The sequence below is a fragment of the Pseudomonas sp. Marseille-QA0332 genome (assembly GCF_054950175.1).
Genome location: NZ_CM143106.1, coordinates 4,074,101 through 4,087,384, shown reverse-complemented (window position 1 = coordinate 4,087,384; position 13,284 = coordinate 4,074,101). Strand labels below are relative to the sequence as shown.

The window sequence follows — 13,284 nt, the reverse complement described above, 5'->3', positions numbered from 1 at the left end:
GGCCTTTTTTGCCATATGGTAATGATTTCCATTGCGGATTTGTGGTGCTGGTTCGGAAACCTAGTACATACCTTCCCTCTTTCCGAACCGAAAGGAACTCAAGCATGTCGGAACGCTGCATCACCCGGCCCGTCCACCCCGCCGCACGGCAGGCCGCCCTGCACCTTGCCCCCACCCGTACGTCCCTGGCCGTCAGGATGGCGTTGCTGCTCGGCCTGGGCGCGGCGCCCGGCGTCGTGTTCTCCGCGTCGACCGGGCAGGACAGCGGGCCGGCCAGCCTGGTGCTCTCCGAGACCACCATCGAGAGCACCCAGGACGCTGCCGGCGACCTGCCGCCCGAGTATGCCGGCGGGCAGGTCGCCACGGGCGGCAGGGTCGGGTTGCTGGGCAACAAGGACCTGTTGGAAACGCCCTTCAGCACGATCAGCTATACCGACAAGTACATCCAGGACCGGCAGGCCAAGGAAATCACCGATGTCATCGCCGCGACCGATCCTTCGGTGTTCACCAATGGCGTGAAGGGCTCGCACAGCGAGAGCTACTCGATTCGTGGTTTCAGCACCAGCCCCAGCGACATGACCGTCGATGGCCTGTTCGGCATGGCGCCCTTCTATCGCGCCTCGCCAGAGATGTACGAGCGCGTCGAGGTGCTCAAGGGGCCATCGGTGCTGCTCAACGGCATGCCGCCCAATGGTTCGGTGGGGGGGACCGTCAACCTGATTCCCAAACGCGCAGGCGATACGCCCCTGACCCGGCTGACCGGCACGTTCGAATCGGACTCGCAGTTCGGCGGGCACCTGGACGTCGGCCGCCGCTTCGGCGACGACAACCAGTTCGGCGTGCGCTTCAACTCGGTCTATCGAGATGGCGACACCTCGACCAATGACCAAGGCCATCGCACCCAATTGAACGCCCTCGCCCTGGACTGGCGCGGCGAGCGTGGGCGGCTCTCGCTCGACCTGTTCGACAGCGAAGACACCATCAACGGCCAGAACCGTGGCATTGGCCTGGCGGCGGGTGTCTCTGTACCCAAGCCACCAAGCTCGGACACCCTGCTCAACCCCGACTGGGCACGCTTGCAGACCAAGGACAAGGGCGTGATCCTGCGGGGCGAATACGAGCTGAGCGACCAGGTCATGGCCTACGGTGCCATAGGTACCAGCAAGACCCACTACCAGTACAATGGCGCGATGTCGGCAACCGTCCTCAACGACGCCGGCGATTTCCGGACGCTCATGGGGCAATTGCAGTTCGAGATCCACAAAACCTCGGCCGAAGTCGGCTTGCGCGGCCACTTCGACACGTTCGGCATCGGCCACCAGTGGTCGGTGAATGCCACCCAGTACAGTGACAAGGAAAAAGACTGGGGCCGCCGCTCGATCGACGGTGCCGAGGTGATCAGCAACATTTATCACCCTGTCTGGGGGCCGAAAGCACCGACTTCCTGGCCGCTGATCATTCACACCGAGAACGACCTCAAGAGCTACGGCCTGGCCGACACGCTGTCGTTCCTGGACGACCGCGTGCAATTGACCCTGGGCGTGCGCCGCCAGGAGGTGGTCACCGACACCTATGGCGTCGCCACTGGCGCACGCAACAAGCCCGGCTATGACGAACACGCGACCAGCCCGGCCGCCGCGATCCTGTTCCGACTGACCGACAACCTGTCGCTCTACGGCAACTACATCGAAGGCCTGAGCAAAGGCTCATCGGCGCCGTTGACCGCGGCCAACGCTGGCGAGGTGTTCGCGCCCTACGAGTCCAAGCAGCGCGAGGTCGGCCTCAAGCTCGACCTGGGTACCTTCACCCACACCCTGGCCTTCTACGAGATCAAGCGCCCGAACAGCTACACCGATCCGGTCACCAACATCTACTCGTTCGGCGGCGAACAACGCAACCGCGGTGTGGAATGGAGCTTCTTCGGCTCGCCAATCATGGATGTCCGGCTGATGGGTGGCATCGCGTACGTCGATCCCAAGGTGACCAAGGGCCTTCCGGCGTCGGAAGGCAAGAAAGCCACCGGCACGCCCAAGCTCCAAGGCAAGCTAGGTGTGGAATGGGACACGCCCTTCGTGGATGGGCTGACCCTGACGGCCAATGCCACCTCGCTGTCCAAGCAATACATCAACGCCGACAACAGCCTGTCCATTCCGGGCTACACGATCTTCGACGTCGGCGCGCGCTATGCGCTGGAAGTCGGCAACAAGCCCGTGGTCTTGCGAGCCAACGTCTCCAACCTGGCCGACAAGGACTACTGGGGCATGCCACAGACCTCGAGCCTGGCGCTGGGCGCGCCACGCACATACGAGCTGTCGGCGACGGTGGACTTCTGACGTAGGCTGACCAGGGCGGGGCACTGCAACGAGGCCCCCTCAGGGAAACCACAGCAGATTCAAAAAGCAGGCCTATCAGATACAGCGACCGTCTCCGACTGATCCAAGATGGTCTTGTGCATGCCTACGCCTCCCGCTTCGCAGGAGGCGCTTGCCGATGTTGTTCCTTGTCTTGTAGAGAACATGCTGTTCTCAACCAACCGCCCGCCCTGCATCCACCTCCTCCAATTGCCGCCGCACACTGCCAATCGAATCCTGCACCTTTCGGGTAAAACTCGACGGCTCACGATACGTCATGACCAACCGATCGATCGCCCGCGTCATGGCCACGTACAACAAACGCGCCTCGTCCGCCTCGTCTTCCTCCTTGCGTGGCATCTCGCCGAGCCCAGGAATAAGCACCAGACCAAACTCCAACCCCTTGCTCGAATGCATGCTGACGATCTTGACCGAGTCCCCGCTGCCATACAGTCGGCCACGCCCCTCGGACGACTGTCCGGAGGCGAAGGCAATCCCGGCTACCTGCAATGCCCGCTCGATACGGCGGGCCTGGGCGGTATTGCGGTAGATCACCGCCATGTCATCCAATGCGCGGCCCTGGCCATGGGCGTCGCGGATGCGTTCGACGATGCAATTGCACTCCTGCCAGTCGGTCTCGCAGCGCAGCAATTCCGGGAAGGCGCCGCGGCGTCCGGCACTCTGCGGGGCGACCACCGGTACGCCGTCCTCGGCGGCGTCGCGAGCGGCGAGCAATTCCGTGGCGAAGGCGCGTGCCACTGAGAGCACCTCGACGGTATTGCGGTAGTTCAGGCGCAGAATGGTAGTACGGCCCTGGGCCTGGATGCCGACGCTGGCGAAGCTGAAGTTCATCCCGCTCTTGCCGCCCTTGTCGCGGTAGATGGACTGGGCGTCGTCATACAGCACCAGCAGCGAATTGCTCTGCGGGTCGATCATCTGCACCACCAGCTTGAACCACTCTGGCTGGAAGTCGTGGCCTTCGTCGATCAGCACCGCTGCATACTGGGCACGAGGGATGAAGCCACGATCCACACCGTCTATCGTGTTGTCGACCATCTGCTTCATCTTGACGTCCATGGGCAGGTACTGAGCGGGACCGCTGACGTTGAAGGTCCTGAGCATGTCCGAGCACCAGGCATGGAAGTTGCGCACGATGACCTTGTCGCTCAGGCCCCGCTCATGCAGCACTTGGCGCAAGCGGCCGGCCAGCGACTTGTTGTAGCAGAGCACCAGCACCGGCTTGCTCGAGACTTGTGCCAAATGGGCGCAGCGGTAGCCAAGGATCATGGTCTTGCCAGAGCCGGCCGCGCCGTGGATCACCCGGTGTCCCTCCCCCAGCGAGCGCGCCAGCTGCTCTTGCTGCAGGTCCATCACCTTGATCAGCGTTGGCAGCGGCGCGTCCTGCTCGGCGAACAGACCGAATTGACCGGGCACTGCGTTCACTCGCACTTCGGGGTATAGGTGATAACGCACACGATCGATTTGCGGCAGGCTCAGATGGCACGGGAATACATGGTGGAACATGCCCCAGAGTCGCTGCTGGAAGGCCTCGGTATCGACCGTCTCGGTCATCTCGTCCTGGAACATCACCTGCTGGGGGTTGAGCACCTCGGCGAGGTTCGTGCCTTCGAACTGCTTGCGGGTAATGCCGGTCAGCACCACGCCCCAGCCGAACGGCATTAGCAACTTGCCAGCATGTGGCGAACCGGCGGGTTGTACCAGTGCAGGGTCCTTCTGCAGCATGCTTGCGGCTTCCATGGCATAGGTCCGCGCTTGCAGCATCGGGTTCTTCTGGGTTTTCAACAGGCCTTCGGCGTAGATCCTGGCCTGGTCACGGTCCATGCTCTGGATGGTATCGAGCTTCCAATCCTTCACTTCCAGCACCAGCAGCCCGCGCAGCGGGTGTAGCAACACGAAGTCCGGCTGCAAGGCTTTCGGCCCCACCGGGACGTTGTACCAGCAGAGATAGTCGTCCTCGAGCTTCTTCTCCAGACGATCAGCTAGCCGGCGTTCGCCCGACGTATCGAAGCGGCAGGTGGTACGGGATGGAAAGAATCGAGCCATGTCGGTTGCCTTTTCCGTGGCGTGCCAAGGCACTGTTGAGGTGGCGGAGGTTCGAGCTTCCCTTTAATGGACAGCGTTGTAAAGACTTGTAACTTTCGGAGGGGGGGGGGACAAGTGTTCTACCAGACCACCCGCACCAGATCGAGACAAACCGAGAAACGAAGTTGACGAATGAACCCTCGAGGCACTTCACCTCTTGTTTTCAGCGCGATAGATCATTTATTCAAAACCACAAAAACTTAATTTTGTTTTTCAAGAAAACATTAAGTAATTTATGACTCACCCTCACGACTTGCTTCGCAAAAAATGTACTTGCACGATATGACGGTACACGAATAAGATTCGCTCCGCCGCCAACGACACAGCGGCTTATCATTAATCGGCTGTTTCGGCAGCCCACACGGTCATCCGCCTTGGAATTAGCCATGAGCAGAATTAACAATAAGGACATCATAAACAATGAACATAGAGAAGACGCCACAAGACGATGTAAATGAACTGATCGTAAACGTTATCACCACCGCTCCGTCTGTGCTGCGCACGATCCAGCGAGACACACAACTCTATCGAGTCCAGAAATCGAAACGCGATTCGAGCCCGATCCATTATGAGCGCGCCTCCGACTCACGCTATGCCGATCCTGCGCAACGAATCGGAGTGAAATACCTGGCAGGTAGCGACATGGTGGCCATCGCCGAGTCTTTTCAAGGCGACAACCGCGACCAGAGATCCGTCCAGGCCAGCGACATGGCGCAAAAATCGCTCCATTGCCTACAGGCGGCACGCGACCTGAGAGTAGTAGACGTAACGGTCCTCGCAGCTAGAAGCACAAACAGTCCTTTGTACGCGATGGTGAAGACCAGATACGACAATGGTTACGAACTGACCCGCCAGCTCAGTCACGCCTGTATGCAATTAACAGACATAGATGGCCTGATCTACCCTTCTGCGGTACTGAGCCCCGCGGGTTTGTTCGAAGGTTGCAACTTGGTTCTGTTCGAAAACCGGCAGGCACAGCTCCGTCCGGTGCATTATCTGCCTGTACTGGAAGTCGAGCTGTCTACTGGCGAGACAGCGAAGGAGCTGCTCAATGCCTTGGGCGTCACGATAGTCTGAGGTATCCGCCAGCGTTTCTGGCAACCCTGGCTGTCAATGCCCCATCGTCCCCATGTTGTCAAAGTCTCGTTTGAACAGATCGATACGCTTTGCCGTATCTAGCAGTTCGTGGCGATACTTTTCATCTGCCGATGTGTCCGGTTCGGCCAGGTCGATCCGGTCGAGCAGAAACTGGATGAACAGGTTCATCCGCGAGGTATCCGCTGGGTCGATCCGCATTTCCTCGATCAGCCTTTCGAAAATCGGCTTCACCCTATTTCCATCGAACTGAAAGCCGGGGTAATAGCGCCGTCGACCTTCGCTGTAGACCAACAGCTTGCCGCTTTGGGTACGCTGGCTCAGTGCCTGCTTTTTTATGCCAAGGATGTCACAGACTTCACTGGCATCGAGCAGATCACAGCGTTGCTGCGCGCGCGTGAAGGCACGCTTGCGCATGTTGGCGTCGGCCAGCTGATTGCGCACGGCGATGCTGCGCTTCTTTTCCTCAGTGTATTGGACCCGCTTCGAGAGGCTGGCGGCAGGTTGCGTTTCGACCGGCGCGAGTTCTGCGATGGCGGCGAAGGCCTGGGCATCCTCCAGAGTGACCGCACGCAGCAGTTGGGCCTCTGGAGTCGTGGCGATTCTTGCCAGGAAGCGATAGATCAATTGGACCTGGGCTTGCGAAGCTCTCGCGCTCGTACGAGGTGCGACTGCGTCAAGCATTGCAGCGGACATGAGTACCTCCATCACGGTGCATGAACTGGCATTCACGGTACTGCCGCATGGCTCTTTAGTCAAGTTGTACACTTGTCCAACTCATTTACCGCTGCGCTTGAATCATTTCCTCACGAATACCCGCCCCCGTGCCAGGAACGATATCAATATAACATCATCGAATCCCTCGAAAATAACCAGGGCCTTCCCTTTTTCCTACCCTGGCCAGGAGCGATTCATGCAATTCAGACACATCAAGATCGGCCTTCGCGCTGCCGTAATGTTCATCCTGATCGGCCTGCTGGTGGCGCTGCTCGGGCTGGTCGCGCTGTACGAGACGCGCAGGATGGACAGCGCCAGCGATGAGATCCGCGCCATCTGGATGCCGGCGGTGATCGTGCTGGGCGATATCGGGCGGGATGTAGGGCGGGCGCGGGCGTTGACCATGCGCAGCATCCTCGAGGAACAGGCCAGCGCCCGCGAGGCGACCCTGGCCGAGGTGGATGGCATCAACAGCGGCCTGCAAAAGGGCTTGGCGTTCTATGAAGGCACCATCGACGAGCCGGAAGACCGGGCGCTGTTCGATGCCTTCATGACGGCCAAGGAACGTTACCAAGCGCTGCAGGCCAACGTTCGCGAGGCAGTCCTGGCCAACCGCCTGGACAATGCCCGACAACTGGTCAATGGACCGCTGGCGCAGGGCACCGAGGCAATGATGAGCACCCTCACGGCGCTGGTGCGGTACAACGCCCAGGGTGCCGAGAAGGCCTCCACGCGCAGTGCCGAGGCATATGATGAGTCCTTTGCGCTGATCATCGGCGCGCTGCTGCTGATCCTGCTGGTTTTGGTCGCGATCGCCACGCTGCTCACTCGCAGTATCGTCGTGCCGTTGGCCGAAGCGGTAAGCGTGGCGGAACGGGTCGCTTCGGGCGATCTGACCCGGGACATCCCGGTCGAAGGTCGCGACGAGCCGGCGCTGCTGCTCGGCGCGCTCGCGCGCATGCAGGACAGCCTGCGCGGAACGCTGCGCCAGATCGCCGCCTCTTCCGAGCAGCTGGCCTCGGCTTCGGAAGAACTGCACAGCGTCACCGAGGACACCAGCCGTGGCCTGCACCAGCAGAGCGCGGAGATCGACCAGGCGGCCACGGCGGTGAACCAGATGACCGCGGCCGTCGAGGAAGTCGCCGGCAATGCGGTCAGCACCGCGGACGCCTCCAAGAACGCCGACCAGACCACGCGCGAGGGGCGCGAGCAAGTCAATCAGGCCCTGGACTCGATCCGCCTGCTGGTCGAGGACGTGACCGGGACTTCGCAAGAGATCGAACAGCTGGCTAGCAGCGCTAACGAGATCAGCCGGGTGCTGGACGTGATCGGCGCGATCGCCGGGCAAACCAACCTGCTGGCGCTCAACGCGGCGATCGAGGCGGCGCGCGCTGGCGAGGCCGGGCGGGGCTTCGCGGTGGTGGCCGACGAGGTACGCGCCCTCGCCCACCGCACCCAGCAGTCCACCGAGGAGATCGAACAGATGATCGGCGCCATCCAGTCGGGTACCGAGCGCGCGGTGGGGGCCATGCACAGCAGCCAGGGCCGGGCCAGTGGCACCCTGGATATCGCCCAGGGCGCCGGTCGGGCGCTGGAGACCATCGCCGAGGCCATCGCTTCGATCAATCAGCGCAACCTGGTGATCGCCAGCGCTTCGGAGCAGCAAGCCCAGGTGGCCCGGGAAGTCGATCGCAACCTGGTGAACATTCGCGACTTGTCGATGCAGACCTCGACCGGCGCCAACCAGACCAGCGCCGCCGCCCAGGAGCTTTCGCGCCTGGCGGTGGAACTCAGCGCAATGGTGGCGCAGTTCAAGCTGTAAGTCAGCTACGGCGCAGGTCGTGGTTGCAGCATCGGCCACGACCTGCCCTGCCAGGCCAGGGGTCGCTGCTCAGGAGCTGGCCTCGCCAACGGCGCGACCGCTGGCTGCGCGCGAGTGACCGCGCGAGGTGACGATGCCCAGGAAGGAAATCACGATCGCCAGGCTCAAGGTCGCGGTGATCTCCGCGCGGTGCGCTTCGCTGAACATCATCACGCCCAAGGCGCAGGCGATGAAGATGATCACCGCCCAGGTCAGCCAGGGGAACAGCCACATGCGGAACTTCAGCTGGGCGTTCTCCCGCTCCAGGCGGCGTCGCATGCGCAGCTGCGAGATGGCGATGACCATGTACACCAGCAGGGCGATCGCGCCGGAGCTGGCCAGCAGGAACTCGAACACACCCTTGGGCGCGAAGAAGTTGAGAATGGCGATGGCCGCGCCGATCAACGTGCTGCCCAGCACCGCGGCACGCGGTACGCCGACCGTGGAGGTCTTGTTCAGCATGGCCGGCGCGTCGCCGCGTCGGGCCAGCGAGAACAGCATGCGCGAGGCGATGTAGATCGAGGAGTTCATGCAGCTGGCCACGGCGACCAGCACCACGAAGTCGACCATGAACGAGGCGTACGGAATGTCCATCAGCTCCAGCGCGCGCTGGTAGGAGCCGACGACCGGCAGCTGCGGATCGTTCCACGGTACGATCGAGATGATCACCAGGATCGACAGCAGGTAGAAGGTGCTGATGCGCCAGATCACCGAGCGCGTGGCCTTGGCGATGTTGCGCGAGGGATCGCTCGATTCGGCGGCAGCGATGGTCACCGCCTCGGTGCCGATGAAGCTGAACATGACCGTGATGAAGGCGCCGACCACGGCCGAGGCACCGTTGGGCGCGAAACCGCCGTACTGCTCCATCAGCGAGCCCAGGCCGCCGACTTCGCGCTCCGGCAGCCAGCCCATCAGCGCGGCGAAGCCCAGCCCGATGAAGCCGATGATCGCGGCGACCTTGAGAATGGCGAACCAGAACTCGAACTCGCCGTACTTGGCGACGCTGAACAGGTTGGTCGCGGCCAGCAGGACGATCGGGCCGAGGGCGAACAGCCAGCTGTCGATTTGCGGGAACCAGAGGTTCAATACATGCCCGGCGGCCAGCGCCTCGATGGGAATGACCAGCACCCAGAACCACCAGTACAGCCAACCGATGGTATAGCCGGCCCATGGCCCGATGGCCTGGTCGGCATAGGTGGAAAACGAGCCGGTGTCGGGGTGGGCGACGGCCATTTCCCCGAGCATGCGCATCACCAGGACCACGAGGGTGCCGGCGACCAGGTAGGCGATTATGGTTGCAGGGCCAGCCGCCGCGATGGCGTGCCCCGAACCTACGAACAGTCCGGCGCCGATGATGCCCGCGATGGACAGCATCGTTACATGACGTGGCTTGAACCCTTGCGCAAGGTTACTACCATCAGATCCCACGGTGTTCATCGATCTTGTTCTCTTTTTGCTGACACAAGGAAAGGAGGCAGGCGTAGGCGAAAAGAATCTCCTGTAGGAACAATGGGATGACGCGTCACTCACGCTCTGTTGTTGACCTTTTCACGTTTGCAGAGCGATGCGCCAGCGAAATTCGGACCCACTTTAAGCCGGGGATGGGCCAGAAAAATTGTTCGAAAACGTCCCGCAGGTGCGCGATCACGACAGTAAATGCCTGGACGCGGCAAACGTCGCATATGGCATGTCGATTTGCGTCATGGGTGGTGAAAGATTGGCGAAATGCCATTAAGCGAGGGGCGGCTTCCAGCGCCATGGGGGATTGCAGGACCAGCCCAGGCCGGCGCGTTCCTGGTTCATGGGTGCGCCGGCCCGGTTAGTGGTCACCACTCCAGGCAGATCTTACCGAAATGCTGGTTGCTTTCCTGATGACGGAACGCCTCGACGATCTCTTCCAGGGCGAAGCGCTTGTCCAGCACCGGCCGCAGACCGTTGGCATCGATGGCGCGGATCATTGCCTGTTGCTGGGCACGGCTGCCGACCAGCACGCCTTGCAGGCGAATCTGTCGCACCAGCGCCTGAACCAGCGGGAACTGTCCGGCCACGCCGGTGAGGATGCCGATCAGCGAGACATGCCCGCCGATCCGCGCGGCGATCATCGACTGCTCCAGCGTGGCCGGGCCGCCGACTTCGATCACGTGGTCGACACCACGACCGCCAGTGAGCTGGCGCACTTTCTCGCCCCAGGCGGGCGTGCTGCGGTAGTTGATCAGATGATCGGCGCCGAGCGCTTCGAGGCGTTCGAGCTTGGCATCGCTGGACGAGGTGGCGATCACCGTGGCACCGGCCAGCTTGGCGAACTGCAAGGCAAAGATCGAGACGCCGCCCGTGCCCTGTACCAGTACCGTGTCGCCGGGCTTGAGCCGATCATCGGCCATCAGTGCGCGCCAGGCGGTCAGCCCGGCAGTGGTCAGCGTCGCCGCCTCGGCATGGCTGTAGCTCTTGGGCGCCAGGGTGAAGGAGGTGGCGCGCGCGGTCACCTGCTCGCGCGCATAGCCGTCGATACCATCGCCCGGCACGCTGGTGAAGCCCTCGACGTGCGCCTGGCCGTCGATCCAGTCGGGAAAAAAGGTGCTGACCACCGCATCGCCGACCTTGAACTCGTCGACGCCCTCGCCCACCGCGATCACTTCGCCAGCGCCATCGGCCATGGGGATGCGCCGCTCGCTCGGCCCCCACATGCCACTGACCACGGCGAAATCATGATAGTTGAGCGAGTTGGCGTGCAGGCGCACGGTGATTTCGCCGGCCTCGGGCGGCGACGCGTCATGACTGCCGAACTCGACCTTGTCATAGCCACCGCCGGGCTGCACATAGATAGCCTTGTTGCTCATTGCCGAAACTCCTTCGCAAGTGAAGAGGGTTAAACGAACAGACAGCCTGGCCGCCCAGCCGATCAGTCGAGCAGACCGCGTAGTGCCCGGCAGTCGCTGGCGTGCCAGTCGGCGAGCCCGGGCCAGGGGTTGTCCGGCACGTTGACCAGCACCGTGCGTGCGCCGGCGGCGCGGCCACAATCGAGGTCGATGCGGTAGTCGCCGACCATCACCAGTTCGGTGGGCGCCACGCCCCAGGCCGAGGCGATCCGCAACAGGCCGTCGGGGCTGGGCTTGGGCGCCGCCTCGTCACGTCCGAGGATGTGCGCCACCGGGAAACAGTCGGCCAGGCCAATGGCCTCGAGGGTCACATGCGCCAGCTCGCGGGCATTGCGGGTGAGGATGCCAAGGCGGCAGCCGCGGGCGGCCAGTTCGCGCACCAGCTCCACCGCGCCACTGGCCGGCCGCGAGGCCAGGGCCAGCTCGCGCTCGTGCTCCAGCAGCCAGGCGTGCTTGGCCTTGGCCACCTCGGCCGGCAAGGCTGCCAGATGGCCGAGGATGTCCTCGTCCGCCGGGATGTCCAGTGCCCGGCGAATCGCGGCGAAGTCGTGCACGGCGATGGTCAGGGTGCCGTCCATGTCGAACACCCAGTTGCGGATCGTCGAAAGCTTCATGCCCAGTCCTTGCGCTGACGAATCAAGCCTTCCTGGCACGACGAGGCGACCAGCTGGCCGGCGCGGTTGTAGATGCTGCCACGGTTGAAGCCACGGGCATTGCCGGCCCAGGGGCTATCGGTGGCATACAGCAGCCAGTCGTCGGCGCGCAGATCGCCGTGGAACCACAACGCGTGGTCGAGGCTGGCAATCTGCATGTCGCGCTGCCAGACCGACTTGCCATGGGGCAGCAGCGAGGTGGTCAGCAGGCCGAAATCCGAGGCGTAGGCCAGCAGGTACTTGTGCAGCGCCGGGCTGTCGGCGAGATGGCCATCGGCGCGGAACCAGGCGTACTTGACCGGATCGCCCGGACGCGGATTGAACGGGTCGCGCTCGCTGACCGGACGGATCTCGATGGGCTTGTCGCACAGGATCTTGTCGCGCAGGCGCTCGGGCAGCCAGTCGGCATGCGCGCGCGCCAGCTCGACTTCGCTCGGCAGGTTTTCCGGGCCGACCACCTCTGGCATGTCGGCCTGGTGCGCAAAGCCTTCCTCATCGTACTGGAACGAAGCGCTGCAGGTGAAGATCGGCTGGCCTTTCTGGATCGCCGTCACCCGTCGCGTGCTGAAGCTGCCGCCGTCGCGCACCCGGTCGACCGAGTAGACCACCGGCAGGCTGGCATCGCCTGGACGCAGGAAGTAGCCATGCAGGGAATGCACATGGCGCGCCTGCTCGACCGTCTGGCAGGCCGCCGACAGCGATTGGCCCAGCACCTGGCCGCCATAGAGCTGGCGGAAGCCCAGGTCCTGGCTACGGCCGCGGAACAGGTTCTCTTCGATAGGCTCGAGGCTCAACAGGTCGACAAGGTCGTCCAACACATGGCTCATTCAGGGTCTCCTGGCACGGCATCACGGCAATTCATGGGCGGATGATACAGGGTTTGACTGCCGATCCATCGCTCAGCCGTGCAAGGTCCGCTCCCAGCGCGCGCGATCGATGCGGTACAGCACGTGCGGGCGCAACGGGTGGCCGACCGGCAGGCGCGGGTGCTCGAAGCTGCCGGCGGTGTCCTGGAGCATGCCGATCGCCTGCATGACCTTCTGCGAAGGCAGGTTGAGCTCGCTGGTGAACGACACCACCTGGTCCAGGCGCAGCTGGCTGAAGGCGCAGCGCAGGCACGTCCAGGCCGCCTCGCTGGCGAAGCCGAGCCCCCAGTGGGCCCGGGCCAGGCGCCAGCCGATCTCCACCGCCGGGGTGAAGGCGGCCTCGAAGTTCACCCGCAGCAGCCCAGTCATGCCGATGAACGCGCCGGTGTCGATGCGCTCCAGCGCCCACAGGCCGAAGCCGTACTCGTTGAAGTGGCCACGAATGCGGCCAATCAGCGCCGCCGCCTCCAGCCGCGTCAACGGTGCGGGGAAATAGCGCATCACCTGAGGATCGGCGCTCATGGCAGCGAACTCGCCCAGGTCCTCGTCACGCCATTGGCGCAAGATCAGCCGCGCGCTTTCCAGACGGAGAATCGGGGTCATGGCATCGCTCCATCATCAAAGGTTCGCCAGTTCAAGAGTAGGCTGGCCTGCCAGCTTTACCGGCGCCTCGTGAAAACCATCGGCGAGCCGGGTGCGGCCTGATTGCCCGGCCAGGCAGCTTGCTGGCAAGATGGTCGGACTTCCTGGCGCGATCATCCC

General features: G+C 63.0%; 10 protein-coding genes. 3 read left to right on the top strand and 7 right to left on the bottom strand.

Annotated elements, in window-relative coordinates:
• Positions 1–104: 104 nt before the first annotated feature.
• Complete coding sequence (locus ACY8GK_RS18915) at positions 105–2,333, top strand: TonB-dependent receptor (RefSeq protein ID WP_462401806.1); 2,229 nt, start codon at positions 105–107, stop codon at positions 2,331–2,333.
• A 192-nt stretch (positions 2,334–2,525) separates the two neighbouring features.
• On the opposite strand, the gene ACY8GK_RS18910 is transcribed toward ACY8GK_RS18915, so the two are convergent.
• On the bottom strand, positions 2,526–4,415 hold the full coding sequence (locus tag ACY8GK_RS18910; protein ID WP_196178064.1) for a DEAD/DEAH box helicase: 1,890 nt from the start codon (positions 4,413–4,415) through the stop codon (positions 2,526–2,528).
• Positions 4,416–4,874: 459 nt separating this feature from the next.
• On the opposite strand from ACY8GK_RS18910, the gene ACY8GK_RS18905 reads away from it, so the two are divergent.
• Positions 4,875–5,531 (top strand): RES family NAD+ phosphorylase, encoded by a 657-nt coding sequence (locus tag ACY8GK_RS18905; protein WP_462401805.1) that lies wholly within the window; start codon positions 4,875–4,877, stop codon positions 5,529–5,531.
• A 33-nt stretch (positions 5,532–5,564) separates the two neighbouring features.
• Here ACY8GK_RS18905 and ACY8GK_RS18900 read toward each other — a convergent pair whose 3' ends face one another.
• A complete protein-coding gene (locus tag ACY8GK_RS18900; protein WP_196178068.1) occupies positions 5,565–6,245 on the bottom strand; it encodes a MerR family transcriptional regulator in 681 nt (226 codons plus the stop codon).
• On the opposite strand from ACY8GK_RS18900, the gene ACY8GK_RS18895 reads away from it, so the two are divergent.
• Positions 6,244–8,088 (top strand): methyl-accepting chemotaxis protein, encoded by a 1,845-nt coding sequence (locus ACY8GK_RS18895; RefSeq protein WP_462401804.1) that lies wholly within the window; start codon positions 6,244–6,246, stop codon positions 8,086–8,088. The genes ACY8GK_RS18900 and ACY8GK_RS18895 overlap by 2 nt on opposite strands.
• A 69-nt stretch (positions 8,089–8,157) precedes the next feature.
• Here the strand turns inward: ACY8GK_RS18895 and ACY8GK_RS18890 are convergent, their stop codons facing one another.
• The 5 genes from ACY8GK_RS18890 to ACY8GK_RS18870 all read right to left on the bottom strand — a co-directional run bounded on the left by ACY8GK_RS18890 (position 8,158) and on the right by ACY8GK_RS18870 (position 13,125).
• Entirely contained in the window at positions 8,158–9,564 is a 1,407-nt protein-coding gene (locus ACY8GK_RS18890; protein WP_462401803.1) for an amino acid permease, read from the bottom strand.
• A gap of 389 nt (positions 9,565–9,953) precedes the next feature.
• Positions 9,954–10,964, bottom strand: coding sequence for a zinc-dependent alcohol dehydrogenase family protein (locus tag ACY8GK_RS18885; protein ID WP_196178074.1), 1,011 nt, complete (start codon positions 10,962–10,964; stop codon positions 9,954–9,956).
• 62 nt (positions 10,965–11,026) lie between these two features.
• Positions 11,027–11,617 carry an HAD family hydrolase gene (locus ACY8GK_RS18880; RefSeq protein WP_196178076.1) on the bottom strand — a complete coding sequence of 197 codons (591 nt, stop codon included), beginning with the start codon at positions 11,615–11,617 and terminating at the stop codon, positions 11,027–11,029.
• Positions 11,614–12,483: an acyl-CoA thioesterase II gene (gene tesB / locus ACY8GK_RS18875; RefSeq protein WP_196178078.1), complete on the bottom strand. Its 870-nt coding sequence runs from the start codon at positions 12,481–12,483 to the stop codon at positions 11,614–11,616. Before tesB ends, ACY8GK_RS18880 begins: the two co-directional genes overlap by 4 nt.
• Positions 12,484–12,555: 72 nt before the next feature.
• Positions 12,556–13,125 carry a GNAT family N-acetyltransferase gene (locus ACY8GK_RS18870; RefSeq protein WP_196178080.1) on the bottom strand — a complete coding sequence of 190 codons (570 nt, stop codon included), beginning with the start codon at positions 13,123–13,125 and terminating at the stop codon, positions 12,556–12,558.
• Between the last annotated feature and the right edge of the window lie 159 nt (positions 13,126–13,284).